Source organism: Hydrogenophaga sp. IBVHS1 (assembly GCF_002127265.1).
GTDB lineage: Bacteria > Pseudomonadota > Gammaproteobacteria > Burkholderiales > Burkholderiaceae_C > Hydrogenophaga.
The window spans coordinates 590,540-614,050 of the sequence record NZ_NFUU01000001.1; the positions used below are offsets into that span (position 1 = coordinate 590,540).

At 65.6% G+C, this 23,511-nt stretch carries 25 protein-coding genes and 1 tRNA gene; 11 read left to right on the plus strand and 15 right to left on the minus strand.

Annotated elements, in window-relative coordinates; all coding sequences use genetic code 11:
• Positions 1-8: 8 nt before the first annotated feature.
• The 3 genes from CAP37_RS02950 to CAP37_RS02960 form a co-directional block, all read right to left on the minus strand.
• Positions 9-266: a hypothetical protein gene (locus CAP37_RS02950; RefSeq protein WP_086122795.1), complete on the minus strand. Its 258-nt coding sequence runs from the start codon at positions 264-266 to the stop codon at positions 9-11.
• A gap of 69 nt (positions 267-335) precedes the next feature.
• A complete protein-coding gene (locus tag CAP37_RS02955) occupies positions 336-1,343 on the minus strand; it encodes a TRAP transporter substrate-binding protein (RefSeq protein WP_086122796.1) in 1,008 nt (335 codons plus the stop codon).
• Between the two features lie 63 nt (positions 1,344-1,406).
• Entirely contained in the window at positions 1,407-2,108 is a 702-nt protein-coding gene (locus CAP37_RS02960; RefSeq protein ID WP_086122797.1) for an antibiotic biosynthesis monooxygenase, read from the minus strand.
• 115 nt (positions 2,109-2,223) lie between these two features.
• Here CAP37_RS02960 and CAP37_RS02965 point away from each other — a divergent pair, with 115 nt between their 5' ends.
• Entirely contained in the window at positions 2,224-3,066 is an 843-nt protein-coding gene (locus CAP37_RS02965) for an IclR family transcriptional regulator (RefSeq protein WP_086122798.1), read from the plus strand.
• Positions 3,063-3,950, plus strand: a complete 888-nt coding sequence (locus CAP37_RS02970) for an SMP-30/gluconolactonase/LRE family protein (RefSeq protein WP_086122799.1) — start codon at positions 3,063-3,065, stop codon at positions 3,948-3,950. The genes CAP37_RS02965 and CAP37_RS02970 overlap by 4 nt, the downstream gene beginning before the upstream one ends.
• Positions 3,951-3,957: 7 nt before the next feature.
• On the opposite strand, the gene CAP37_RS02975 is transcribed toward CAP37_RS02970, so the two are convergent.
• The gene (locus CAP37_RS02975; protein WP_086122800.1) at positions 3,958-4,593 is read right to left on the minus strand and encodes a Smr/MutS family protein; all 636 of its coding nucleotides are present in this window, start codon (positions 4,591-4,593) and stop codon (positions 3,958-3,960) included.
• Positions 4,594-4,612: 19 nt separating this feature from the next.
• Positions 4,613-5,305 carry a DNA repair protein RadC gene (gene radC / locus CAP37_RS02980; protein WP_086122801.1) on the minus strand — a complete coding sequence of 231 codons (693 nt, stop codon included), beginning with the start codon at positions 5,303-5,305 and terminating at the stop codon, positions 4,613-4,615.
• 65 nt (positions 5,306-5,370) lie between these two features.
• Here radC and CAP37_RS02985 point away from each other — a divergent pair, with 65 nt between their 5' ends.
• Genes CAP37_RS02985 through serS form a run of 3 tightly spaced genes read left to right on the plus strand, consistent with a single transcriptional unit; the run spans position 5,371 to position 8,145 of the window.
• On the plus strand, positions 5,371-5,820 hold the full coding sequence (locus CAP37_RS02985) for a peptidylprolyl isomerase (protein WP_086122802.1): 450 nt from the start codon (positions 5,371-5,373) through the stop codon (positions 5,818-5,820).
• Positions 5,817-6,788, plus strand: coding sequence for a 4-hydroxy-3-methylbut-2-enyl diphosphate reductase (gene ispH, locus CAP37_RS02990; protein WP_086122803.1), 972 nt, complete (start codon positions 5,817-5,819; stop codon positions 6,786-6,788). The genes CAP37_RS02985 and ispH overlap by 4 nt, the downstream gene beginning before the upstream one ends.
• A gap of 43 nt (positions 6,789-6,831) precedes the next feature.
• Positions 6,832-8,145 carry a serine--tRNA ligase gene (gene serS, locus CAP37_RS02995; protein ID WP_086122804.1) on the plus strand — a complete coding sequence of 438 codons (1,314 nt, stop codon included), beginning with the start codon at positions 6,832-6,834 and terminating at the stop codon, positions 8,143-8,145.
• Positions 8,146-8,191: 46 nt separating this feature from the next.
• On the opposite strand, the gene CAP37_RS03000 is transcribed toward serS, so the two are convergent.
• From CAP37_RS03000 to CAP37_RS03010, 3 genes are read right to left on the minus strand one after another with little or no spacing between them, the layout of a single operon-like run.
• Entirely contained in the window at positions 8,192-8,413 is a 222-nt protein-coding gene (locus CAP37_RS03000; RefSeq protein WP_086122805.1) for a DUF2798 domain-containing protein, read from the minus strand.
• Positions 8,410-8,982 carry a flavodoxin family protein gene (locus CAP37_RS03005; protein WP_086122806.1) on the minus strand — a complete coding sequence of 191 codons (573 nt, stop codon included), beginning with the start codon at positions 8,980-8,982 and terminating at the stop codon, positions 8,410-8,412. The genes CAP37_RS03000 and CAP37_RS03005 overlap by 4 nt, the downstream gene beginning before the upstream one ends.
• Before the next feature lie 16 nt (positions 8,983-8,998).
• Positions 8,999-9,505 (minus strand): DUF2938 domain-containing protein, encoded by a 507-nt coding sequence (locus CAP37_RS03010; protein WP_086122807.1) that lies wholly within the window; start codon positions 9,503-9,505, stop codon positions 8,999-9,001.
• 81 nt (positions 9,506-9,586) lie between these two features.
• Between CAP37_RS03010 and CAP37_RS03015 the strand changes: the two genes are divergently transcribed.
• The gene (locus CAP37_RS03015) at positions 9,587-10,009 is read left to right on the plus strand and encodes a helix-turn-helix domain-containing protein (protein ID WP_086122808.1); all 423 of its coding nucleotides are present in this window, start codon (positions 9,587-9,589) and stop codon (positions 10,007-10,009) included.
• A 94-nt stretch (positions 10,010-10,103) separates the two neighbouring features.
• Here the strand turns inward: CAP37_RS03015 and CAP37_RS03020 are convergent.
• A tRNA-Ser gene (locus CAP37_RS03020) sits at positions 10,104-10,194 on the minus strand.
• 110 nt (positions 10,195-10,304) lie between these two features.
• Between CAP37_RS03020 and CAP37_RS03025 the strand changes: the two genes are divergently transcribed.
• Positions 10,305-11,723 carry a HAMP domain-containing sensor histidine kinase gene (locus CAP37_RS03025; RefSeq protein WP_086122809.1) on the plus strand — a complete coding sequence of 473 codons (1,419 nt, stop codon included), beginning with the start codon at positions 10,305-10,307 and terminating at the stop codon, positions 11,721-11,723.
• A 6-nt stretch (positions 11,724-11,729) separates the two neighbouring features.
• On the opposite strand, the gene CAP37_RS03030 is transcribed toward CAP37_RS03025, so the two are convergent.
• From CAP37_RS03030 to ppc, 6 genes are all read right to left on the minus strand, one after another.
• Positions 11,730-12,323 (minus strand): response regulator transcription factor, encoded by a 594-nt coding sequence (locus tag CAP37_RS03030; RefSeq protein ID WP_086122810.1) that lies wholly within the window; start codon positions 12,321-12,323, stop codon positions 11,730-11,732.
• A gap of 249 nt (positions 12,324-12,572) precedes the next feature.
• On the minus strand, positions 12,573-13,865 hold the full coding sequence (locus CAP37_RS03035; protein ID WP_086122811.1) for a tryptophan--tRNA ligase: 1,293 nt from the start codon (positions 13,863-13,865) through the stop codon (positions 12,573-12,575).
• Between the two features lie 13 nt (positions 13,866-13,878).
• A complete protein-coding gene (locus CAP37_RS03040; protein WP_086122812.1) occupies positions 13,879-14,547 on the minus strand; it encodes a site-2 protease family protein in 669 nt (222 codons plus the stop codon).
• Between the two features lie 47 nt (positions 14,548-14,594).
• Positions 14,595-15,230 (minus strand): L-threonylcarbamoyladenylate synthase, encoded by a 636-nt coding sequence (locus tag CAP37_RS03045; protein WP_086122813.1) that lies wholly within the window; start codon positions 15,228-15,230, stop codon positions 14,595-14,597.
• A gap of 14 nt (positions 15,231-15,244) precedes the next feature.
• Positions 15,245-16,099: a 3',5'-nucleoside bisphosphate phosphatase gene (locus CAP37_RS03050; protein ID WP_086122814.1), complete on the minus strand. Its 855-nt coding sequence runs from the start codon at positions 16,097-16,099 to the stop codon at positions 15,245-15,247.
• A 43-nt stretch (positions 16,100-16,142) separates the two neighbouring features.
• Positions 16,143-18,953, minus strand: coding sequence for a phosphoenolpyruvate carboxylase (gene ppc, locus CAP37_RS03055; protein ID WP_086124790.1), 2,811 nt, complete (start codon positions 18,951-18,953; stop codon positions 16,143-16,145).
• Positions 18,954-19,086: 133 nt separating this feature from the next.
• On the opposite strand from ppc, the gene hemC reads away from it, so the two are divergent.
• The 4 genes from hemC to CAP37_RS03075 are packed head-to-tail and all read left to right on the plus strand — an operon-like array spanning position 19,087 to position 23,453.
• Positions 19,087-20,043, plus strand: a complete 957-nt coding sequence (gene hemC / locus CAP37_RS03060; RefSeq protein WP_086122815.1) for a hydroxymethylbilane synthase — start codon at positions 19,087-19,089, stop codon at positions 20,041-20,043.
• A gap of 4 nt (positions 20,044-20,047) precedes the next feature.
• Complete coding sequence (locus CAP37_RS03065) at positions 20,048-20,944, plus strand: uroporphyrinogen-III synthase (protein WP_256926863.1); 897 nt, start codon at positions 20,048-20,050, stop codon at positions 20,942-20,944.
• Positions 20,941-22,140 (plus strand): uroporphyrinogen-III C-methyltransferase, encoded by a 1,200-nt coding sequence (locus CAP37_RS03070; protein ID WP_086122816.1) that lies wholly within the window; start codon positions 20,941-20,943, stop codon positions 22,138-22,140. Before CAP37_RS03065 ends, CAP37_RS03070 begins: the two co-directional genes overlap by 4 nt.
• On the plus strand, positions 22,140-23,453 hold the full coding sequence (locus CAP37_RS03075) for a heme biosynthesis protein HemY (RefSeq protein WP_306297822.1): 1,314 nt from the start codon (positions 22,140-22,142) through the stop codon (positions 23,451-23,453). Before CAP37_RS03070 ends, CAP37_RS03075 begins: the two co-directional genes overlap by 1 nt.
• Positions 23,454-23,511 lie beyond the last annotated feature (58 nt).

Genomic DNA, 23,511 nt, shown 5'->3' on the forward strand with positions numbered 1-23,511 from the left:
GGCGCCGATCAGAGCGTGCCGAAATCGGTGTCGCTGGGTGCGTGCGCTGCGCCCATGTAGAGCTTGAGCGTGGGCGCTTCGCCATCGTGTTCCCAGACGCGACCCTGAATCGTGAACTGCCGGCCCTGGAACCGCACAATGTCGCCGCGAACCGGGGGCACCGAATGCCCGTTCCAGAACGGGGGAACCGTGATGGACGAGCGCCGGATCCAGGTCTGGTCGTCGGCGGTAAAAACAAACACCACGCGCAGGGTGGGCAGGCTCATGTGGTTTCCTCAAGCGGGCCACCGTGGCCCCGTGAGGGAGAGCTTAGCGCAGCACTGCCCACCCGCGTGTTACTTGATGCTGGCGCGCACCTTGTCGATCTCGGCGCGGTAGATCGAGACGATGGCCTGGTCGTAGGAGGCGGCAAACTTGTCTGCCACCGGCTTGGTCAGTTCGCGCATTTTCTCCAGCGTGGAGGCGGGCACATCGTTGATCAGCATGCCCTTGGCTTCGAGTTCCTTGCGCGCGCCGCCGGCCGCTTCACGGCTCAGCTTCTTCTGGAACACACCGGCTTCCACGGCTGCTTCACGCACGATCTTCTGCTCTTCCGGTGTGAGCCGGTCCCAGGTGCGCTTGCTGATGACCACCGGGTTGGCGGTGTACACGTGGTTGGTGACGCTCAGGTACTTCTGCACCTCGTTGAACTTGCTGGTCAACACCACCGAGAACGGGTTCTCCTGTGCATCCATGGCTTTCGATTCCAGCGCGCCATAGAGCTCGGGGAAGGGCATGGGCACCGGGTTGGCGCCCAGTGCGCCGAAGCTTTCAAGGAACATGGGGTTGGGAATCACGCGCAGCTTCAGGCCCTTCAGGTCTTCCACGTTGACGATCGGCTTGCGGCTGTTGGTGAAGTTGCGAAAGCCGGTTTCCCAGAACGCCAGGCCCACCATGCCGCGGTCGGCCAGTTTGGCGCTCAGGGCTTGCCCAAACGGCCCCGCCACCAGCGCATCGACCTGCTCGGCCTTGGTGAACGAGAACGGGATGTCGAGCAAGGTGTATTCCTTGATCACGCCGCCCATGATGGTGGCCGAGGGCAGGGTCATGTCCTGCACGCCGCCCTGCACGGCGCTCAGTTGCTGGGCTTCCCCACCCACCGTGCCGCCGCCCAGTTCCTGCACCTTGATCTTGCCGCCGGTCTTCGCCGAGACGATCTCTGCGAACTTCTGGACACCCAGCGAGATGGGGTGACCGGGTTGCACCACGTGACCGAAGCGAATGATCCGCTCCTGCGATTGCGCCTGCGCGCCCACACCGATCGCCGCCAGCGTGGCGGCCAGCATCCAATGACGAACCTTCATGACTTGTCTCCTGGTTGTTGAAAATGGCCCTTGGGCCGCGATGAAAATCTTGCGTGCCATGCCTCAGGCCGCTGCCTTTGCAGGTGCAGCAACATCCGCAGGGGTGGTGGAATGGCAGAGCGCATGCAACGCACCCAGCACGCCGTTTTCGGCACCCAGTTCCCCCAGGGCCGTGCTGGACAACGCGCCGACCTGCAGAGCGCGCAGTGCGTCCAGGTCGTAGCCCACGACCACCAGCACCCAGTCGGCGTATTGATCGTTGCCCCGTATCTGCTGCTCGCGCGTGGCGGCGATGGGTGGCGTTTCGTGGCGCAACAAGTGCGCGCCCACGCAACCCGGTTGCGCAGCGAGGGTGGGAAGGCGTTCAGAGAGCGCGGCTTGCAGGCGAGCCTCCGAACCGGGCCGGGGCGAGAGGCGGATGGTGAGGGCGTGCCTGGCCACCGAACCGCCTGCGGATGCCAGCACGCGGCACTGGCTGCGCACCATGTGGCGGTGGTGCGGCATCATTCTGGTGGACCAAGGCGTGGGCGCGTTCAAGCGCTCCAGGTAGGCGGGCGACTGGACCACGTCGTACGCGTCAAGTTCGTACATCTGGAAGATGCCTTCTCCGCCCTCCGCGCTGCTCCAGCGCGTGCCACGACGAAAACCGGGGATGGACATGCGCTCGGTGAAATGCTCGTGCGAATGCCAGTCTTCAAACTCCGCGCGCTGATCCGCCGCCATATCCCACCACATCGCGAGCGCCGCGTTTCCAAGAAGAGACATTGCCTGCCGACCTTTTCATCGTTGTTTCCAAGGTGGCGAATGCTGCCATAAAGTTGAAAGGCATTCAATAAAAATATATCATTCAAAATTTGAACGATTTTGTTGAAGGAAAGACATGAGTGGTGCGCTTGAAAAATCCTTGTCGATCCTCGAGTACCTGACGGAATACCCCGATGGTGTTGGCCTGGCGCAGATCGCCACCGAGCTCAATCAGTTGCGCAGTGGGTGCCATCGCACTTTGCAGGAGCTGATCAAGTACGGCTATGTGCGGCAATTGCCGGTGCGCGGCGAATACGCGCTGACCACCAAGATGGCGTCCATGGGTTTGAGCTTTCTCAGCAAGTCGGGTGTTGTGGATATCGCGCAACCTGTGATCAGCCGGCTGGCTTCGGTCACCGAAGAGCTCGTTCGGCTCGCCATCGTCGACGGCGAGCGGCTGACGCTGGTGGCGAAGGCGCAGGGCGCGAAGTCCGGCTTGCTGTACGACCCCGACATGGGCATTGATCTGCGGCTGTCCTGCAGCGCGGCGGGGCAGGCCTGGCTCATGACCTTGCCGGAAGATGTGGCGATCGAATACGTCACGCGGCAAGGGCTGGGGCTTCCCAAAAATTACGGTCCCAACGCGCCGACCAGCGTGAGGGCGTTCCTCAAGACGCTGGACGAACACCGCAAGCGCGGATTCAGCGTCATTCAAGACGCCTACGCGCCCGGCATGAGCTCCATGGCCGCACCGATTCACAAGGGCGATGAAGCCACATCCGGCGTCATCGTCATCGCGGGGCCGACCTCTCGCCTCGGCTTGAAGCGCATGTTGCAGTTTGGTCCGGCGTTGTTGCGAGCGGCTGAAGAACTGGCGCTGGCTTCCAACGCTTCGCCGCTGCTGAAGTCCGCCAACGTGGGGACCTGGGGCAATGTGGTGGAGAAGGCGGCCACCGGTCGCGGGGTGCCCCGTCGATGAGCGCCGTGACCTGCGCGATCCCGGGGCAAGATCTGCTCGGTGAAACCCCGCTGTGGTGCGAACAGACCCAGTGCCTGCTGTGGCTGGACATCGATGGCGGCAAGCTTCAGCGCTTTCATCCTGCGACCGGCCGGCACGATGTTTTTGGTTTTGACGCGAAGTTTGTCGGCTGCCTGGCCCTGACCACCCAGCCCCAGTGCGTGATGCTCGCGCTGGACCTGGGCCTGCACCTGTTCGACATGGGAACCGGTGGGCTGCGGCTGGTGTGCCAGGTCGAGCCTGAACAGAACGACAACCGACTCAATGACGGGCGTTGCGATGCCCTGGGCAACTTCTGGGTCGGCACCATGGACAACCAGCTTCACCGGCCCAACGGCGCCTTCTACCGCGTGGACCCGCAAGGCCAGGCCCACCGCCTGTTCCAGGACGTGATCGTCTCCAACACCGTGGCCTTTTCACCCGCGCAAGACCGCCTGTATTTCTCCGACACGCGCCGGTACGTGACCTGGCAGTTCGACATGGACGCCGCCGCCGGCACACTGGCCAATCGGCGGGTGTTTGTGGACCACAGCGGTCCGCGTGACCGGCCAGACGGCGCTTGCGTGGACGCCGAGGGGTTCGTGTGGAATGCCATCTTTGCGGGTGGCCGGGTGGTTCGCTACACGCCGGGCGGCAAGGTGGATCGGGTGATTGAACTCCCCGTTACCAACCCGAGCTGCGTCTGCCTGGGGGGTGCCGATCTGCGCACGCTGTACATCACCACCGCCCGCAAATTCCTGGGCCGCGCGCAGCTCCGTGGCGAGCCGCTGGCGGGCAGCGTGTTGTCGGTGGCGGTCGATGTGCCGGGCCTGCCGGAGCACCGCTATCCCGCGCAGCGCCCGTAGCGGGCCCTCAACCCGGCCGGAGCAACACCACCAGCGCGCCAGCGCCTCCTTCGGCCGGACGCGCCTGCGCGAAAGCCATCACCTCGTTCTTCTGCACCAGCCAGCGCAGCACGCGCTGCTTGAGCACCGGCGTTCGTCCGGGGGAACCCAGACCCTTGCCGTGCACCACGCGAACGCAGCGCAGGCCGTTCTGGTGCGCCTCGCGGATGAAGCGGCCAAGCGCTTCGCGGGCCTCGTCGGTGCGCAGCCCGTGCAGGTCGATCTGGCGCTGGATGCTCCAGCCGCCTTCGCGCAGCTTGCGCACCACCGCCGGGCCCAGACCGGGCCGCCGGTAGCTCAGCATGTCATCGGTGTGCAGCAGCGTCTCCACATCGAAGTCGTCCGACAGGGCTTCCCGCATCACCGAAGCCTCGTCGAGCATGCGCTGCACGGGTTGGGGGTCGACCGGCACGCGGCGCGGCGGAATGCGTCCTTTGTCGGCCAGCGGTTGCACCGGCCCGACGGCGAGCGCAAACAGTTTTTGCTCACGCTCGCGGCGCACCTGCAGCAGGCGCTCCGCCTCCTGGGTGGCCGCTTCGGCGGCGGCCTGTTCGGCCATGGCGCGTTTGAACGCCTTGAGCTCAGCCAGCGTGCGGACTTTCATCCACCCATTGTCGCCGGCCTCACACCAACCCCATCTCCGCCATGGATGCAGCCTGTTCACGCGTGACGATGAAATGATCGAGCACGCGCACATCCACCAGCGCCAGCGCGGCCTTTAGCGTGGCCGTGAGGGTTTCATCGGCGCGAGAGGGCTCCGCCACGCCGCTTGGGTGGTTGTGCGCCAGCACCACGGCCGCGCAGTGGTGGTGCAGGGCGCGCAGCACCACTTCGCGTGGGTAGACGCTGGTCTGTGTGAGGGTGCCGCGAAACAGTTCCTCCAGGGCGATCAGGCGGTTCTGGTTGTCCAAAAACATCACCGCGAACACCTCGTGTTGTCGCCCGCCCAGCTGCAGTTGCAGGTAGTCCCGCACCGCCTTTGGGCTGTCGAACACCGGGCTTTGTTGCAGCCGGTGCGCCAGCGCGCGGCGGGCAAGCTCCAGCACCGCCACCATTTCGGCCCGTTTGGCCGGCCCCAGGCCCTTGATCTGGCGCAGCGCATCGGCGCCGGTGTGCAGCAACCCGGCCATGCCGCCGAAGCGGTCCAGCAGCTCCTGGGCGAGCTGCACCACGTGTTTGCCGGGAATGCCGGTGCGCAGCAGCAGCGCCAGCAGTTCGGCGTCGCTGAGCGCTGAGGCGCCGCGCGCCAGCAGCTTTTCGCGCGGCCGCGCGTCGCTCGGCAGGCTCTTGAGCCCGAGTGTCTGAAGGCCTTCCATGTGGTTTTTCTCCCTGTTGTGGCCTGCTTTTTACAATAGGCGCTGTTCCCACTACTCCCCCTCCCATGCCCCACGTCCAAGAAGGCTCCTTTCTCACCCTGCACTACCGCATGTCCGGGCCGCAGGGGCAGGTGATCATCGACACCTTCGGGGGACAGCCCGCCACGCTCAGCCTGGGCACGGGCGAACTCTCGCCGGCCATCGAGCAGCGCCTGCTTGGGCTGGAGGAGGGCACGCAGACGGTGATCGAACTCGATGAAGGCGAGGCCTTTGGTGAACGCCAGCCCGAGATGGTGCAGTGGGTGGCGCGCAAGCTGCTCAACGAACTGGGCGACCCGCATGAGCAATACGTGCCCGGCGACGTGGTGCAGTTCCCCACGCCCGATGGTCTGGGGCAATATGCCGGCTCCGCGGTGGAGGTGCGCGAAGACGGCGCGGTGTTGTTCGACTTCAACCATCCGCTGGCCGGACAACCTGTGCGCTTCGAAGTGCGATTGATCGGGGTGCTGGAATGACGGATTCGCAAGAGATCGTTCTCGCTGAACCGCGTGGTTTCTGTGCCGGTGTGGACCGCGCCATCGAGATCGTGGAGCGCGCCATCGTCAAGTTTGGCCGGCCCATCTACGTGCGTCACGAGATCGTGCACAACACCTACGTGGTGAACGACCTCAAGGCCAAGGGCGCCATCTTCATCGAGGACCTGGCCGATGTGCCGCCCGGTGCCACGTTGGTGTTTTCCGCGCACGGAGTGAGCAAGGCCATTCAGCAGGAGGCCAAACAGCGTGGGTTCCACGTGTTCGACGCCACCTGCCCGCTGGTGACCAAGGTGCACGTGGAGGTGGCCAAGCTGCACCGCGAAGGCTTCGAGTTCATCATGATCGGCCACAAGGGACACCCCGAAGTGGAAGGCACCATGGGCCAGCTGGACAGCGGCATTCACCTGGTGGAAGACGTGGAAGACGTGGCCCACGTCTCGCCCGCGCAAACGCAGAAGCTCGCGGTGGTCACGCAGACCACGCTGTCGGTGGACGACGCCGCCCAGATCCTGAACGCGGTCAAGGCGCGCTTCCCGCAGGTGCGCGAACCCAAGCAGCAGGACATCTGCTACGCCACACAGAACCGCCAGGATGCCGTCAAGCTGCTCAGCCCCCAGGTGGACATCGTCATTGTGGTGGGCAGCCCCACCAGCTCCAACAGCAACCGCCTGCGCGAGGTGGCGATCAAGCTGGGCACGGCCAGCCACATGGTGGACAGCGCCGATGAACTGAAGGCCGAGTGGTTCGTGGGCAAGCGCCGTGTGGGCCTGACCGCCGGCGCATCGGCGCCTGAGATCCTGGTGCGCCAGGTGATTGATCGCATCAAGGCGCTGGGGGCCATCTCCGTGCGCACCATGGACGGCCTGACCGAGACCATCAAGTTCCCACTGCCCAAGGGCCTCAAGTCCGAAGACGGCGACGCCGCTCCGCTCCAGCACCTGCGCTAGGCGCGCGCCCGCCCCGTCCAGGGCGCAAAACTACAATCGCCGCATGCTAGACATCGTTCAACTGAGAAAAGACCTCGACACCGTCGTGGCGCGCCTGGAAACCCGCAAGCAGCCCCAGCCCTATCTGGATGTGGCGGCCTTCCGCGCGCTGGAGGCGGAGCGCAAGGCGCTGCAGACCCGCACCGAAGACCTGCAGAGCCAGCGCAACACGCTGTCGAAACAGATCGGCCAGCTCAAGGCCAAAGGCGAGGGCGCAGATTCCGTGATGGCGCAGGTGGCGTCCTTCAAGGCCGAACTCGAAGCCTCCGGCGTTCGGCTCGAAGCCATTCAGGCCGAGTTGCAGACCCTTCTGCTGGCCGTGCCCAACCTGCCGCACGCCAGTGTTCCCGTGGGCAGCGACGAACACGGCAACGTGGAGCTGCGACGTTGGGGCACACCTCGCGTGTTTGACTTTGAATTGCGCGATCACGTCGACATTGGTGAAAAGCTCGGGCTCGATTTTGAAACCGGCACCAAGCTGGCCGGCTCGCGCTTCACCTTCATGCGCGGCCCCATGGCGCGCCTGCACCGAGCGCTGGCGCAGTTCATGCTGGATGTGCAGACGCAGGAGCATGGCTACACCGAGTGCTACACGCCCTACATCGTCAACGCCGAAACGCTGCACGGCACCGGTCAGCTGCCCAAGTTTGAAGCCGACCTGTTCGCCGTGAAGAAGGGCGGCCAGGAAGGTGAGCCCGTGCCCGACACCCAGGCGCTCTACCTCATTCCCACCAGCGAAGTGACGCTGACCAACGTGGTGCGCGACACCGTGCTGGCCGAGGCCGATCTGCCGATCTGCATGACCGCCCACACGCCGTGCTTTCGCTCGGAAGCCGGCAGCGCCGGGCGCGACACGCGCGGCATGATCCGCCAGCACCAGTTCGACAAGGTGGAAATGGTGCAGATCGTGCACCCCGAGAAGAGCTACGAAGCGCTCGACGCCATGACCGGCCATGCCGAGGCCGTGCTGCAGAAGCTTGGCCTGCCGTACCGCGTGCTCGTGCTGTGCACCGGCGACATGGGGTTTGGCTCCACGCGCACGCACGACCTGGAAGTGTGGGTGCCCGCGCAAGGCACCTACCGCGAGATCAGCTCGGTCTCCAACTGCGAAGCCTTCCAGGCGCGCCGCCTGCAGGCCCGCTTCAAGAACGCCCAGGGCAAGAACGAACTGGTGCATACCCTCAACGGATCGGGCCTGGCCGTGGGCCGGGCGCTGGTGGCGGTGCTGGAGAATTACCAGAATGCCGACGGTAGCGTGACCGTGCCTGAGGTGCTGAGGCCTTACATGGGTGGGCTGGAGCGGCTCGCTCCGGCCTGAGTCACCTCAGATGCCAAGGTGGCCTGGAGACGTGGGCTGTGAATCGTCAGCCGACCATCCTCCGAACGATGCTGCGTGTGAACGGTGCGGCGAGCAGGACGCTCGGGAAGGCGACAAACCAGCCGGTCAGCCATGAGGATGCCCAAACAGATAGAGACGCGGCGCCTGGCTGCGCGGCGTGGAGCGTCGCAACGCCCGATACGAGCAAAGACATGATCCCCGAGAGGACCAACCCGTTCAGCACAGGCTCGAATTTCCTTGGGATCATTGAGTGACCTCCTGTGAAGTCATCCGCATCAGGGCTTCGGCAATGTTGGCGCCGAACATTATTGCCGTCTTGATATCGCCGGGAACCAGGGTGTCACCGTTGAGGGTGTGCCCTGCCTGCGCCATCAGGCCCGACCACGAGCCCAGCCGGTTCGCAGCTTCCTCATAGGGCACGCCGCTATGCTGTTCGGGCAGGATGGCGTTGCCCACCCAGACCATTCCGTGCTGCATGGCGAAGACGAACATGGAGAGCAGGGTGGACTGCTTGTCGCCTGACGGAAGCGCCGAGACGGTGAACCCAGCGGCCAGCTTGCCCTTCAGTTGCTGGCGCTTCCACATGCCACCCGTGGAGTCCATGAAGGACTTGAACACGCCAGACACACCGCCAAGGTAGGTGGGTGAACCAAAGACGAAAGCGTCGTAGGCGAGGAGGTCCTGGGGCACGAGCCCTTCGGCCTTGAGCAGCGTCACGTCAACGTCTGACGTTTCGCGGGCGCCAGATGCGATGTGTCCAGCGATCTGCTCGGTATGCCCGTTGACGCTGTGATAGATGACTGCAAGTTTTTTCATGATGAATCCAGTTGAGTTAAGACGCTGCGCCTTGAAGGCGGGCAACAGCGAGTGCTGAGAGGAAGTGGCCTCCACCGAATACCGTGTGGTTCACGAGGCTCCTGATTCGGTTGCGCCCCGGAGCTGGTGTTTTGGACGCAGCGATGCCGGCGCCCATTGCGGGCTGCATCACCAGCCAGGGAGCTGCAACAGTTGCCATGCCCATGGCGACCGCCGGCAAGAGGTTCGGGCTGTGCATCCACTCGACGCCGAACAGCGCGACGGCGAGGCCGGCGTATCCAATGCCCACCGCGTAGTGGACGACCCACCCCAGAGCCAGCTCTCCGCGCATCGCGGGCGCCGTTGCGATTGCCTTGTGCTTCCAGACGCCATGGCGCCAGTGGCCTGCCCAGCGTCCAATGAGAGCGAAATTGAGGGTGGGAACGCCCAGCGCTTTCAGCAGCAAGAGCCAGATGTCCATGATGGCTGTGGCCCCGAATCCGATGAGGATGACGCGGGACGCGGCGTCGATCAAGTCGTTCATTAAAGTCCTTTCAAGTTGACTGGAGTGCCAACCTGGAGGTACTGTAGAACCTCAAGTCAACTTGAGGTCAAGGGGTTTTTTATGGATATCGCGCAAGTGGCGAAAAAGACGGGTGTGCGGGCCTCGACGCTGCGGTTCTACGAGGAGAAGGGACTCATTCACTCGGTGGGGCGGGATGGCCTGCGACGGCGCTTCGGGCCCGAAGTGCTCGACCAGTTGGCGTTGATTGCCTTGGGGCAGGCAGGCGGGCTGTCGCTGGATGAAATCGGCTCCATGCTGTTGCCGGATGGAAAGTTCAGCATTGACCGCCAGATGCTGGCCGCTAAAGCGAAAGAGCTCGATGGGACGATCAGACGCTTGAAGGCGATGAGCCGAGGGCTGGCTCATGCAGCCGTGTGCCCGGCAACCAACCACGCGTCCTGCCCCACTTTCCAGAAGCTGCTTCGCGCTGCCGGTTCTGGCGCGCTGTCGAAAGCGAAGACTGGCTCCCTCGGCAATCAATAGCCCGTGGATCACACTCTCCACGTGAGGGGAAAGTCCAAAAACAAAGCCCTCGTAGATGCTAGATCTAAAAGGGCTTTTTACGGGTCCAGTTTCCTGGCGGAGAGGGTGGGATTCGAACCCACGGTACGTTGAAAACGTACACGGGATTTCGAGTCCCGCGCATTCGACCACTCTGCCACCTCTCCGTGTTCGAAGCCTGCGATTCTAGCAGCAGGCGCTGTACGGGCCGGGTTCCCCAGGCCGGCGCTGGCCGGTGAGACAATGCCCGCTTCAGCGCCTGCCCACGTGGCCCTTCATGCTCGTCGACACCCAACCCGCCACCTATCAGCACATGCCCGCCTCGCCCGAGGTGCGGGACACATGGGTGGTCTCCCACCTCATTGGGGTGCTCATGGACAACGTGGGCCCGTCGCTGCTGGCGACCGCGCTGGCGCTGCCGCTGCTGGTGTACCTAATGGCCGGACATGTGCATTCGGGTGGTCTGGCGGTCTGGGCCGTGCTCATGCTGGTGATGTTGATTTACCGCTACCGGCTCATTGGTATCTACCGCCTGCGCTACGACAGCCTGGAAGGTCCGCAGCGCCTGAACTTTCTGGAGCGCTACCGCTGGACCTGGACCGCTTCGGCGTTCCTCTGGGGCGGGCCGGTGATCCTGACTTACCTGCAGGCGCCGCATTCGGTTCAGTTCATTTGTGGCCTGGTGGTGCTGGGTCATGGCCTGCTCACCCTCACCTCGTTCAGCGCTTACCTACCTGTGTTCCGCCACTACGCGGGCATGCTCATCCTTTCGGTTGCCGTTGGGTTGCTCGCCAACACCATCCGCTTCATTGACCGGCCGGGTGCGATCCAGGTGAGCCTCGTGTTGATCGCACTGCTGCTGGTGTTCTGGGGGTTGCTGGTGATGGCTGGCCGACGGCTGCACGATGTGCACCGATCCAGTTTCGAGCTGCAGTTCTCCAATCAGGAACTGATCGATTCGCTGACCCTGCAGACGCGCGCCTCGTTGCGCGCCGTGGCGACCAAGAACCGCTTTCTGGCCTCAGCCGCGCACGATCTGCGCCAGCCGGTGCACGCGCTGAGCCTGTACGCCGACTGGCTGGCCACCGAGCCCGAGATGGCGCGCGACATTGCGCCGCGCATCCTGCAATCCACCCGTGCGATCAACGAGCTGTTTGATTCGCTGTTCGACCTCACGCGCATCGACGCGGGCAACTACAAGGTTCGGTTGCAGCATGTGGATGTGCGCAAGCTCTTTGCGGATCTTTCGCTGCAGTTCGAGCCGGTGGCGGTGGGCAAGTCGCTGCGGCTGCGCACCCATGCCCGGCCCTGCACGATCTGGTCAGACCCCGTGGTGCTGCGCCGCATCCTGGGCAATCTGCTGTCCAACGCCCTGCGCCACACCCACCAGGGCGGTGTGTTGCTAGGGTTGCGCCAGCGCGAAGGCATGCTGGTGTTCGAGGTGTGGGACACCGGCGTGGGCATTGCGCGCGAGCACCAGCAAGCGATTTTTCAGGAGTTCTTTCGGGTGTCCCAGCATCAGGGCACCGAAGACAGCCTGGGCCTGGGCCTGACGATCGTCTCCAAGCTCACGTCGCTCATGGGCTATCAGCTGTCGCTGAATTCAGAGGCCAGTCGAGGCAGTGTCTTTCGCGTGATGCTGCCGGCGTTCACGCAACAGGAGCCGCCCGCCGAGGCGGGCGCAGAAGCCGCTTAGGGCCGCTTAGAGGTCCAGCAAGCCGGCAGTTCGGGCCAGGTGGCTGGCTTGCGAACGGCTCTTGACGTTGAGGCGGCGGAACAGACGCCACAGGTGCACCTTGACGGTGTGCTCGCTGATCTGAAGCTGCTCCGCAATATCGCGGTTGCTCAGGCCCCGGTCCAGCATCACCAGCAACTGTTTTTGCCGCTTGGAGAGTTTTTCCGGAATGGTGGGCGCGTTCTCGTCTTCCACCTCTTCGGCCAGGAATTCCCGCAAGACCTTCGCGATCTGGGCCGCACCGGCCGACTTCTCCACATAAGCGTCGGCACCGGCTTCCCGGGCCAGGTCTTCGTAGTCGGACGAGGGGGACGCCGAAAGCACGATCAGGGAGGTGTCGGGCAGCATCTGGCGCACTTCGCGCACGCCAGACACGCCATTGGTGTCGGGCAATTTCAGGTCCAGGCAGACCAGTTCGGGTTCACCGTGCTCGGCAATGGCCTTGCTCACTGCAGCCAGACGTTCCAGCTCGACTACCTGGGTAGACGCCCTCAGGCGGCGAAGCAGCATGACGACGGCTTCCCGCATCAGCGGGTGGTCGTCAATTACGAAAATACTCATGTCTGGCGCGCGGTAATAAGGGGTTTCAATAAGACAGCATATCGAGAACAGTGGCTCTTGGCGATAGCCAAAGCCGCTCAAAGGCAGTCGTTCTTTTTACTTTTGCATGATTTCTGAAGCCGGGAGTCGAACGCACTGCCTCAAAACTGCCTGGACCTTGGGTTGAGGAACGAATGTACATGACTCAGGAACACGCAGGGGTAGATTTTCCACCAATCTCGGGGGAGGGTCCTGGTGCCTTGGGGACCCTCATGCGGCAGGCGTCTGGAAGTGCGCCAACGCCGCGCTCAATGCATCGGCATCGGCCTGCACGGCCAATTGAGGCTGCATCGCGTCGAGTGCCGCAATACCGTGTTGCTGCAAAGTGGCAATAGCCTGGGCTGCCTGACGGGGTGTATCAAAGCCTCTGCTCTGCAACAACAACTGTCCGGCTGCGTCCACCAGCTTGAAATGGAACAGGCCGTCGCTTTCGCGGTATTGCTTGAAAGAGGGTACCGCCGTCCTGGCCGACTTTTCTTTCGGGCCGGTCTGCGCACTGTCGAGCCGGCGCAGGCCCACTGCATGGCGCAGGCGGGCGGTGAAGGGGGTGGCAATGGCGCGGGCTTTGCGAGCGCCGGCCTGCAGGGTTTTTTCGATGCGGGCCGGGTCCTGTATGAGTTGCTCATACACCTCGCGCATCGGCGCGATCTCAAGGTCCAGCCGCTCGAACACCGCCTGCTTGGCATCGCCCCAGGCGATGCCTTCAGCGTAGGCGCCAGCCAGCGCGGTGGTTTCATCGGTCGAGGCAAAGGCCTGGTAGAGCTGGAACAGGGCCGAACCCTCGGTGGCTTTGGGCTCGCCCGGGGCGCGCGAGTCGGTGACGATGCCCATGATGAGCTTCCTCAGCTGCTCGCGCGGGGCGAACAGCGGGATGGTGTTGTCGTAGCTCTTGCTCATCTTCCGGCCGTCCAGGCCGGGCAGCGTGGCCACGTGCTCCTCGATCACCGCTTCGGGCAGCGTGAAGTGCTCGCCGTAGAGGTGGTTGAAGCTGGCGGCCATGTCGCGCGCCATTTCAATGTGCTGGATCTGGTCGCGGCCCACCGGCACCTGGTGGGCGTTGAACATGAGGATGTCGGCGCCCATGAGCACGGGGTACATGAAGAGGCCGGCGGTCACGCCTGAATCCGGGTCGACGCCAGCGGCGGTGTTCTTGTCCACCGAGGCCTTGTAGGCGTGGGCGCGGTTGAGCACCCCCTTGCCGGTCACGCAGGTCAGCAGCCAGGTGAGTTCGGGGATCTCGGGAATGTCGGACTGGCGGTAGAAGGTCACACGTTCAGGGTCGAGCCCGCAGGCCAGCCAGGTGGCAGCGATCTCGAGTGTGGAGCGCTGCACGCGGGCAGGTTCACCCACCTTGATGAGGGCGTGGTAGTCGGCCAGGAAGTAGAAGCTCTCCACTTCGGCCAGCCGGCTGGCGCGCACGGTGGGGCGAATGGCGCCCACGTAGTTGCCCAGGTGCGGGGTGCCCGAAGTGGTGATGCCGGTGAGGACGCGTTGGGTTTTCATGAACGGGTTCAGGTCAGAGCAGCAACATGCGGACGGGCGTGAGCAGCGTTTCGATGGCGCTGCCGGTGAGCATCATGAGCGGGCGCAGCCAGAGGTTGCCCACCACGCCGGTGATGACCAGCGCCATGACGATGAAAAAGCCCCAGGGTTCAATGCGGGACACCAGCTCGGCCTGTTTCCAGGGCAACAGGCCGACCAGGATGCGGCCACCGTCCAGCGGGGGCAGGGGAAAAAGATTGAAGGCGAACATCACCAGATTGACCAGCAGACCGGCCTGGCACATCTTGAGGAAGAAGGGTTCCTCAACGCCCGAGGACAGCAGCACATAGAACAGCACCGTCCAGCCGATCGCCTGCACGAGGTTGGCGCCCGGGCCGGCCAGCGCGACCCAGATCATGTCGCGCTTGGGGTTGCGCAGGCGTCCGAAATTCACCGGCACCGGTTTGGCGTAGCCGAACAGGAAAGCGCCCGATGTGGCGAAATACAGCAGAAGCGGCATCGCGATGGTGCCCACCGGGTCGATGTGCTTGATCGGGTTGAGGGTGATGCGCCCCAGCATCTCGGCCGTGTTGTCGCCAAAACGCTTCGCGGCGTAGCCGTGCGCCGCCTCGTGCAGCGTGATGGCGAACAGCACCGGGATGGCGTAGAGAGCAACGGTCTGAGCGATCTGGGCGAAATCCATGGGGTGGGGCTGCGTCGGGCAAACGCGTATTGTCCCAGAGCGCGCGGCTAGAGGCCGAGCGCTGCCAGCGAGCCCTGGCCGGTGCGCAGCACCTCGGGCTCGCCACCGGTGCCCATGGGCGTGAGATCGATCACCGTGGTGGGTTCGAGCGCGCAGGCTCCGGCGTCGATCACGCCGGCCAGATCGTGCTCGAGCAGGTCTCGAATTTCATGCGCGTCGTTCAATGGATCGGTTGCGCCCGGCAGGATCAGCGTGGTGGCCAGCAGCGGCGCGTTGTGCAGGGCCAGCAGGTCTTGCAGGGTCTTGTGCGCAGGCACCCGCAGGCCGATGGTCTTGCGCGAGGGATGGCTCAAGCGCCGCGGCACTTCCTTGCTGGCCTCCAGAATGAAGGTGTAGGGGCCGGGCGTGGCGAGCTTGAGCAGTCGAAACTGCCGGTTGTCGACGCGCGCGTAGCTGGCCAGTTCGCTCAAGTCACGGCAGAGCAGCGTGAGGTGGTGCTTGTCGTCGACCTGGCGAATGCGGCGCAGCCGATCGGCCGCAGCCTTGTCGTCAAGGTGGCACACCAGCGCGTAGCTCGAATCGGTGGGCACGGCCAGCACACCGCCGCGCTCGAGCAACTGCACCGCCTGCTTGAGCAGGCGGGGTTGCGGGTTCTCGGGATGGACGTCGAAGTACTGCGACATGGCCAGGCGTGGACCTACTGGATGCGCGACTCCAGCAGTTCCCAGACGGGCGTGACACTGCCTGGCAGGTCGGGCAGCGAACCCAGATCCGTGTGGCTCTCGTCGGGGCTGTGGAAGTCGCTGCCGCGTGAAGCGGCCAGATCGAATTCCTGGCAGTAGCCGGCGTACTTCACGTAGTCGGCCTGTCCATGGGCGCCGGTCATCACTTCCACGCCCCGCCCGCCGTGCGCCTTGAACTCGGTGAAGAGCGCGAATTCTTCGGTGGGCGTGAGCTTGTAGCGCCCGGGATGCGCGATCACCGCCACGCCGCCCGCATCCACGATCCAGCGCACGGCGTCGCCCAGCGAGGCCCAGCGGTGTGGCACGAAGCCGGGCTTGCCTTCGGTGATGTACTTGCGGAACACCTCGTTGGTTTCCTTGCAGACGCCAATCTCCACCAAGTAGCGGGCGAAGTGCGAACGCGAAATCAGCTCCGGGTTGCCCACGTATTTCAGGGCGCCTTCATAAACCCCCGGGATGCCCACCCGTGCAAGGTCGTCGCTCATCTCGCGTGCGCGCTCTTCGCGTCCGCCGCGCGTGGCGCGCAGGCCCGCCAGGAGGGCGTGATTTGAATGATCCATCCCCAGACCCACGATGTGCACTGTGATGCCCGCGAAGGTGACCGATATTTCGGTACCGGTGAGGTAGGGCAGGCCCACCTCACGTGCGGCGGCCATGGCGCGGTCCTGGCCGCTCAGCTCGTCGTGGTCGGTCAGCGCCCACAGTTCCACGCCATTGGCCTTGGCGCGCTGCGCCAGTGCCTCGGGTGTCAGGGTGCCGTCGGAGACCACGGAGTGGCAGTGGAGGTCGGCGTTGGTCAAGGTGTTCACTGGTGCATTTTAGGTTTTACTGGTTCACCCCGCTCGGCCGAGGCTACCCCGTGTTGCGCAGGCCAGCCGCAATGCCGTTGATCGAGATGTGAATGCCCCGCCGCACGCGCTCGTCCCGGTCGGCATGGTTTTCACCAGCCCGGTAGCGGCGCACCAGTTCCACCTGCAGGTGGTGAAGCGGATCGATGTAGGGAAAGCGGTGGCGCATGGAGCGCTGCAGCGCCGCGTTGTTCACCAGCCGTTGTTTCTCGCCGGTGATCAGCGCCAGCGCGCCGGCGGTGCGGTGCCACTCCGCCTCGATGGCTGAAAACACTTTGGTGCGCAGTCGCTTGTCGTCCACCAGTTCGGCGTAGCGGGAAGCCAGCGCCAGGTCGCTCTTGGCCAGCACCATGTCCATGTTGGAGAGCAAGGTGCTGAAAAATGGCCACTGCTTCACCATCTTCTGCAGCAGCGCCTTCTGCGCAGCCACGCCCTTGGGGCCATCGCGGTGCAGGAACGCGTGAACCGCCGATCCGAAGCCGTACCAGCCTGGCAGCGTGAGGCGGCACTGGCCCCAGCTGAAACCCCACGGAATGGCGCGCAGGTCCTCGATCTTCTGCGTGGCCTTGCGAGACGCGGGGCGCGAGCCGATGTTGAGTTCGGCGATTTCGCGGATGGGTGTGGCGGCGAAAAAATACTCGGCGAAGCGCGGGGTGTCGTACACCAGCGCGCGGTAGGCGGCCATGCTCTGGCGAGAGATCTCATCGGCGGCTTCAAGGAACGCTTTGGGTGCGGCGCGTGTGGGTTGCAGCAGCGTGGCCTCCAGCGTGGCGGCCACCAGTGTTTCGAGGTTGCGCCGGCCGATCTCGGGGTTCGCGTACTTCGATCCGATCACCTCGCCCTGCTCGGTCAGACGGATCTGCCCACGCACTGTGCCCGGGGGCTGCGCCAGAATCGCCTGAAAGCTGGGGCCTCCCCCTCGCCCCACCGTTCCGCCACGGCCGTGGAACATGCGGAGCTGAATGGGTTGTGGACTCGCCTTGTTGAGCGCATCGAAAAGTTCGACGAGGGCAATCTCGGCGCGGTAAAGCTCCCAGTTGCTGGTGAAGATGCCGCCATCCTTGTTGCTGTCGGAGTAGCCGAGCATGATGTCCTGCTCGCAATAGCCGTCGCTTGCGCCGCGTTGCACCATGGTGCGCACGCCGGGAAGCGCGTAATAGTCGCGCATGATGGGCGCCGCATTGCGCAGGTCTTCGATGGTCTCGAAGAGCGGGACCACGATCAGGTCGCACGTTGCGTCGGCGTCGAGTGTGCCGCGCAGGAGGCCTGCTTCCTTCTGCAGCAGCAGCACTTCAAGCAGATCGCTCACGGTCTCGGTGTGGCTGATGATGGCGTGGCGGATGGCCTGGGCGCCAAACCGCTGGCGTCCGCTGCGCGCGTTGTCGAAGATGGCGAGTTCACCCAGCGTGTGCGCCGAGTAGGCAACGCCGGGCACGCGCAGCGGCCGCGCGTCGTTGAGCTGGCGCAGCAGCAAGGCGCGCTTGCCCGCTTCGTCCAGCCCGGAGTAATTCGCCTCGATGCGGGCCACGGCGAGCAGTTCGGCAACCACTTCTTCGTGCTTGTCGGAACTCTGGCGCAGGTCCACGGTGGCGAGGTGAAAGCCAAACACCTGGACCGCGCGCATCAGCGGTGCCAGGCGCGCGCGGGCCAACGCTTCGCCGTGATGGGCCTTGAGCGAAGCCTCGATGGTGCGCAGGTCGGTCAGCAGTTCGTCGGCGCTGGTGTAGGGGTCTTGCGGTGCCACGGCGTGGCGCGCGGCCTCGCCGCCGGTGAGTGCTTTCAAGGTGGCGGCCAGCCGTGCGTACATGCCCGTGAGCGCGCGACGGTAGGGCTCGTCCTGGCGATGGGCGTTGGTGTCGGGGGAGCGCTCGGCCAGGGCTTTCATGGCCGGGCTCACGCTGGTGAGCATGGCCGATACCGAGAGCTCGGCGCCGAGGTGGTGCAGTTGCGTGAGGTGGTGACGCAACACCATTTCGGACTGGCTGTGCAGCGCCAGCTCCAGCGTCTGTGCCGTCACGTTGGGATTGCCGTCGCGGTCGCCTCCAATCCACTGGCCCATGCGAAGGAAGGGGGCGATGCTCGCGAACTGGCCGCCTTCGCCCAGGCCTTCTTCCAGCTCGCGGTACAGGCGCGGTATCTGGCTGAGGAAGGTGGCTTCGTAGTAGCTCAGTGCATTCTCGATCTCGTCGGCCACTGTGAGCTTGGTAAAGCGCAGCAGGCGCGTCTGCCAGAGCTGGGTTACACGCGCGCGAATCTGCGCCTCGTTGTCGGTGCGCTCGCGCGGCAGGATGTCGTGCTCGTCGCGCTCGGCCAGCAGTCGGGCGATGGCGCGCTCGGCGTCCAGAATGCTCTTGCGTTGCACTTCGGTGGGGTGCGCCGTGAGCACCGGCGAGATGTGGCTTTGCGCCAGCGTCCGCACCACCTCGGCCTGTGTGATGCCGGCCTTGTGCAGGCGCTGCAGCGTGCGCGCCAGGCTGCCTTCCTGCAGGTCGCCGGCCCGCTCGTGCACCGCGCGGCGGCGAATGTGGTGGCGGTCTTCGGCGAGGTTGGCCAGATGGCTGAAGTACGTGAAGGCGCGGATCACGCTGACCGTCTGATCGCCGCTGAGGCCCTTGAGCAGCTTCTTGAGCGCCTTGTCGGCCGATTGGTCCGCGTGGCGCCGGAACGCCACTGAAAGCTGGCGGATCTGCTCGATCAGGTCGTAGGCGGCCTGGCCTTCCTGCTCGCGGATCACATCCCCCAGAATCCGGCCCAGCAGACGGATGTCTTCGATCAGCGGCTGGTCCTTGTCGGTGCGGTTGGGTGGGCGCGTCATGGGATTGGCGTTCAGTGGGGGTGGACCGGCGCTGCGGCAAACGGCCATGCTAGCATTCAAAAACACCCTTCCAGTTACCAGCTGGGTACGAGACCGCGCAAGGGTTTCGGCCCGGCAGACGCACCCTCTGCCCATGTCTTCAAGCGCTGCCCCACTGGCCATCACCATCGCCACCCGTGAGAGCCGGCTTGCTCTCTGGCAGGCCGAGCACGTCAAGGCGTTGCTCGAAGGCCTGGGCCACCGCGTGACCTTGCTGGGCATGACCACGCTGGGCGACCAGATTCTCGACCGCAGCCTGTCCAAGGTGGGCGGCAAGGGTTTGTTCGTCAAGGAACTCGAAGTGGCACTGGAGGAAGGGCGCGCCGATATCGCCGTGCATTCGCTCAAGGACGTGCCCATGGACCTGCCGGCCGGCTTTGCACTCGCTTGCGTGATGGAGCGCGAAGACCCGCGCGACGCGTGGGTGTCACCGCATTGCGCGGGCCTGGCCGATCTGCCAGCCAATGGGGTCGTGGGCACCTCCAGCCTGCGTCGACTGGTGCTGCTGCGCGAAGCGCTGGACCAGGCCGGCCGCAGCGACGTGCGCATCGAACCCCTGCGCGGCAACCTCGACACGCGCCTTCGCAAGCTCGATGAAGGCCAGTACCACGCCATCGTGCTTGCCGCCGCCGGGCTCAAGCGTCTCGGGCTGTCGGCGCGCATTCGCCACATCTTCGAGCCCACCGAATCGCTGCCGGCGGCGGGGCAGGGGGCGCTGGGCATCGAGGTGCGTGCCGACCGCTCAGACCTGCTGGCCGCGCTGGCGCCCCTGGCGCATGCGCCCACATGGCAGCGCGTGGCGGCCGAGCGCACGGTCTCGCGCGCCATGGGCGGCAGTTGTTCGATGCCGCTGGCGGCATACGCCGATTGGGACGTCGCTGGCCAACTGCGCCTGCAGGCTGCCTGGGGCGATCCCGATGGGCGGCACGCGCTGGTGCGGGTGGCGGGCGAAGCCACCGTGCGCTCGCTGGCGGACGCCGAAGCACTCGGGCAGCGGGTGGCCGGCGACTTGCGCCAGGCCGGCGCAAAACCGCCGCTGGCGGAGGCCTGATTTCTTGACACCCGCTCCGCGCCCGGCGGCCGACGCGCGTCGGCTGGATCGACTCATCGTCACGCGCCCTGCGCCAGAGGCCGAAACCTGGGTGAAGGCCCTGCGCGAGCAGGGGTGGCCGGCCGAAGCCCTGCCGTTGATCCACATCGGCGAGCCCGAATCGCCGGATGAGAAAGAGGGCCTTCGCCACTGGCGCGCCCATTGGCCGCAGGCCGATGCCATTCTTTTTGTGAGCGGGGCGGCGGTCAACCACTTCTTCGCCACCGGCGTGGCACCCCCGCCCATTGCCCATCTGCGCACCCGCTTCTGGGCGCCAGGGCCGGGCACCGCACGCTTGCTGGCTCAGGCCCTCGAATCCCTTGGGATCGACACCGCTCGGATCGACACGCCGACGGTCGACTCGGCGCAGTTTGATTCCGAACACCTGTGGCCGCTGGTGGCTTCGCAGGTGGGGCCCGGTCGCCTGGTGCTGATCGTGCGCGGCGCCTCGCGCGGCTCCTTGTCCGCCTCAGGCACCAGCGACCAAGCGGGTGCGGCGGCCGGGGGCGAAGTGGCTGGCAATGGACGCGACTGGCTGATTCAGCAGTGCCTGGCGCTCGGCGCTCGGGTCGAGGGTTGTGTGGCCTATGCGCGTTGCCCCCCGAAGTTCACGCCCAACGACGAGGCGCTGGTTCGCGCCGCCAGCGACGCTGGCAGCGCCTGGCTGTTCAGCAGTTCCGAAGCGCTGCTGCCGTTGCGCGCCCTCACCCCCGCGCCCGACTGGTCGAGCGCCAGTGCGCTGGTCACGCACCCGCGCATCGGCGAGAACGCGAGAGAGGCCGGATTCGGCCGGGTGCTTGTGACACGGCCTGCGCTGAGTGATGTGTTGCGCGCCCTAGAATCGGCGTGGTACCGACCATGAGCGCATCTCTTCCTGACCCCTCCACGCCCTCGCCAGCCGAACCCGCTGTCGTTCGCCCCGCCGCGCCAGTCGCGCCTCCGCCGCCCTCTCCGCCTCGCGCGGGTCGGGGCCTGGCATTGGTTGGCGTGACGCTGGCGGTGCTGGCGCTCGTGCTGGGCGGGCTGCTCTGGCAGAAGTTCAACCTGACCCAGCAGGAGATGGCCCGCCGCGCGCAGGATTCCGCCACGCTGGCCGGTGACGCGCGGCGCTACGCCGAACAGGCCGAGGCGCTCACGCAAGAACTGCAAGCACGGCTCGCGGTGGCCGAACTGCGCCTGTCCGAGGTGAGCCTGCAGCGCAGCCAGCTCGAAGAACTCATGCTCTCGCTCTCGCGCTCGCGCGACGACAACCTCGTGCAGGACCTGGAATCGGCAGTGCGTCTGGCGCAGCAGCACGCCCAGCTCACCGGCAGCGCACAGCCCCTCATCTCGGCCCTTCAAGCCGCCGATCAGCGCATTGCGCGCGCGGCCCAACCCCGGCTGAACCCGGTGCAACGCGCCATCGCGCGCGACATCGAACGCATCCGTGGTGCCGCGCTGGCCGACATCCCCTCGCTCGTCCAGCAGCTCGACGAACTGGCGCGACAGATCGACGACTGGCCGTTGCTCAACCAGGTGGGCCCCGGCCACCCGGTGACCGCGCCGAAGACCAGAGTTCGCAAAGCTGCGCCTGCTGCACCCGCACCCGTTGCCGCGCCGGCTCCCGCCGAACCTGCACTGGAAGGCAGCTCCGCTGGTGCCACCGAAGATGGCGCTGCAGCGGGTTGGGGCACACGCCTGTCGGTTTGGTGGACGGGCCTGTGGGAGCGCATCGTGGCCGACGTTTCGCGCAGCAGCCGCGAGCTCGTTCGCGTGAGCCGCATCGACCGCCCGGAGGCGATCCTGCTCGCGCCCGATCAGGCGTTGTTCCTGCGGGAGAACCTCAAGCTCAAGCTGCTCAATGCGCGCCTCGGTCTGCTGGCGCGCCACATGCGGTCCAGTCAGGCCGACCTGATCGCCGTCGAGTCGGCGCTCGCCCGTTATTTCGACACCTCGGCGGCGCCCATCGCGCAGGCTCAGTCCACCCTGGGTCGGCTGCGCAAGGAGCTTGTCGAGAGCGACCTGCCACGTCCGGAAGAAACGTTGGCGGCGCTGAACGCAGCCGCTGGAGGCCGCTGATGGCCGCCCGTTTCGGCGGTGCCATGCGCAGCGTGTTCTGGCTGCTTGCACTGGCGGCCCTGGCGGTGGCGCTCGCCCTGCTCGTGGGCCACAACGACGCCACACTCACGCTGTTCTGGTCTCCGTACCGGTTCGACGTCTCGTTCAACTTCGCCATCTTTTGTCTGATCGTCGGCTTCGTGCTTTTGTACGTGGCCATGCGTGCCTTTGCGTTGCTGCGCGACCTGCCTGTGCAGGCGCAGCGGTGGCGCAGCCAGCAGGTCGAGCGCGTGGTGGTAGGGCATGTGCTGGATGCGCTCTCGCACCAGCTCGCCGGGCGTTTCGTGCGGGCCCAGTCTGCCGCGCAGCAGGCGGTGGATCAGCTCCGATCCGTGCCATCCGGGCAGTGGCCGCGCCGCGACCAGATGCAGTTGCTCGCCCACCTGCTGGTGGCCGAGAGCGCGCAGTCGCTTCAGAACCGCGAGCGCCGCGATGAGAACCTGCAGGCCGCGCTCAGTCCCAAGCTGGCCCGCAGCGCACCCGATGCCCACGAAGGCGTGCTGCTGCGCGCCGTGCGCTGGGCCGTCGAAGACCGCGATGGTGAAGCGGCACGCAGCCGTCTGGCTGAACTGCCCCAGGGTGCTGCAAGGCGCATCGTTGCGCTGCGCCTGAAGTTGCGCATTGCGCGGCTGGGTGGCGCCGCAGGCGAGGCCCTGGAAACTGCACGCCTGCTGGCCAAGCACCGCGCCTTTTCTCCCGAAGCCTCACGCAGCATCGTGCGCGGGCTGGCCCTCGATGCCTTGAGTGAGGCACACGATCTGGCCCAGCTCGATGCGTTCTGGAATGGTCTGGACGCCGACGAGCGCACGATGCCCGAGCTCGCGCTGGCGGCCGCCCGGCGCGCCAACCAGCTGGTGGCGGGCATGCGCGCCGATGGCAGCGAACCGGAACGGCTGTCGGGCTTGCAACGCGTGCGCGCCTGGCTCGACCCACTGTGGCCGGGCTTTGACGCACTCGATCCCGTCCAGCAGCGCCACATGGTGATGGCCCTGGAACCTGGGCTGGACCAGCTCGACGCGCCCGGGCTGGCGCAACTGGAGCAGCTCCAGCGCCAGATGCCTCAGAACCCCAATCTGCAATACCTGGCGGGCCAGGCCTGCCTGCGCCGACAGCTCTGGGGCAAGGCCGCCCAGATGCTCGGCCAGGCCAGCCACAGCCTGCGCGACCCCGATCTGCTGCGCCGCACCTGGCGGGGGCTGGCGCAACTGGCCGAAGAGCGTGGTGACGCAGACGCAGCACAAGCCGCGTGGAAGCAGGCGGCGCTGCTGGACTGATCAGGCAAGTGCACAAAGAAAAAGCCGGTCGGAAATCCGACCGGCTTTTTCTTGTGCG

Excerpts from the sequence above, each read along its gene's own strand:
- CAP37_RS02950 (WP_086122795.1), bottom strand. The coding sequence starts at position 266 with ATGAGCCTGCCCACCCTGCGCGTGGTGTTTGTTTTTACCGCCGACGAC.
- CAP37_RS02955 (WP_086122796.1), bottom strand. The coding sequence starts at position 1,343 with ATGAAGGTTCGTCATTGGATGCTGGCCGCCACGCTGGCGGCGATCGGT.
- CAP37_RS02960 (WP_086122797.1), bottom strand. The coding sequence starts at position 2,108 with ATGTCTCTTCTTGGAAACGCGGCGCTCGCGATGTGGTGGGATATGGCG.
- CAP37_RS02965 (WP_086122798.1), top strand. The coding sequence starts at position 2,224 with ATGAGTGGTGCGCTTGAAAAATCCTTGTCGATCCTCGAGTACCTGACG.
- CAP37_RS02970 (WP_086122799.1), top strand. The coding sequence starts at position 3,063 with ATGAGCGCCGTGACCTGCGCGATCCCGGGGCAAGATCTGCTCGGTGAA.
- CAP37_RS02975 (WP_086122800.1), bottom strand. The coding sequence starts at position 4,593 with ATGAAAGTCCGCACGCTGGCTGAGCTCAAGGCGTTCAAACGCGCCATG.
- radC (WP_086122801.1), bottom strand. The coding sequence starts at position 5,305 with ATGGAAGGCCTTCAGACACTCGGGCTCAAGAGCCTGCCGAGCGACGCG.
- CAP37_RS02985 (WP_086122802.1), top strand. The coding sequence starts at position 5,371 with ATGCCCCACGTCCAAGAAGGCTCCTTTCTCACCCTGCACTACCGCATG.
- ispH (WP_086122803.1), top strand. The coding sequence starts at position 5,817 with ATGACGGATTCGCAAGAGATCGTTCTCGCTGAACCGCGTGGTTTCTGT.
- serS (WP_086122804.1), top strand. The coding sequence starts at position 6,832 with ATGCTAGACATCGTTCAACTGAGAAAAGACCTCGACACCGTCGTGGCG.
- CAP37_RS03000 (WP_086122805.1), bottom strand. The coding sequence starts at position 8,413 with ATGATCCCAAGGAAATTCGAGCCTGTGCTGAACGGGTTGGTCCTCTCG.
- CAP37_RS03005 (WP_086122806.1), bottom strand. The coding sequence starts at position 8,982 with ATGAAAAAACTTGCAGTCATCTATCACAGCGTCAACGGGCATACCGAG.
- CAP37_RS03010 (WP_086122807.1), bottom strand. The coding sequence starts at position 9,505 with ATGAACGACTTGATCGACGCCGCGTCCCGCGTCATCCTCATCGGATTC.
- CAP37_RS03015 (WP_086122808.1), top strand. The coding sequence starts at position 9,587 with ATGGATATCGCGCAAGTGGCGAAAAAGACGGGTGTGCGGGCCTCGACG.
- CAP37_RS03025 (WP_086122809.1), top strand. The coding sequence starts at position 10,305 with ATGCTCGTCGACACCCAACCCGCCACCTATCAGCACATGCCCGCCTCG.
- CAP37_RS03030 (WP_086122810.1), bottom strand. The coding sequence starts at position 12,323 with ATGAGTATTTTCGTAATTGACGACCACCCGCTGATGCGGGAAGCCGTC.
- CAP37_RS03035 (WP_086122811.1), bottom strand. The coding sequence starts at position 13,865 with ATGAAAACCCAACGCGTCCTCACCGGCATCACCACTTCGGGCACCCCG.
- CAP37_RS03040 (WP_086122812.1), bottom strand. The coding sequence starts at position 14,547 with ATGGATTTCGCCCAGATCGCTCAGACCGTTGCTCTCTACGCCATCCCG.
- CAP37_RS03045 (WP_086122813.1), bottom strand. The coding sequence starts at position 15,230 with ATGTCGCAGTACTTCGACGTCCATCCCGAGAACCCGCAACCCCGCCTG.
- ppc (WP_086124790.1), bottom strand. The coding sequence starts at position 18,953 with ATGACGCGCCCACCCAACCGCACCGACAAGGACCAGCCGCTGATCGAA.
- hemC (WP_086122815.1), top strand. The coding sequence starts at position 19,087 with ATGTCTTCAAGCGCTGCCCCACTGGCCATCACCATCGCCACCCGTGAG.
- CAP37_RS03070 (WP_086122816.1), top strand. The coding sequence starts at position 20,941 with ATGAGCGCATCTCTTCCTGACCCCTCCACGCCCTCGCCAGCCGAACCC.
- CAP37_RS03075 (WP_306297822.1), top strand. The coding sequence starts at position 22,140 with ATGGCCGCCCGTTTCGGCGGTGCCATGCGCAGCGTGTTCTGGCTGCTT.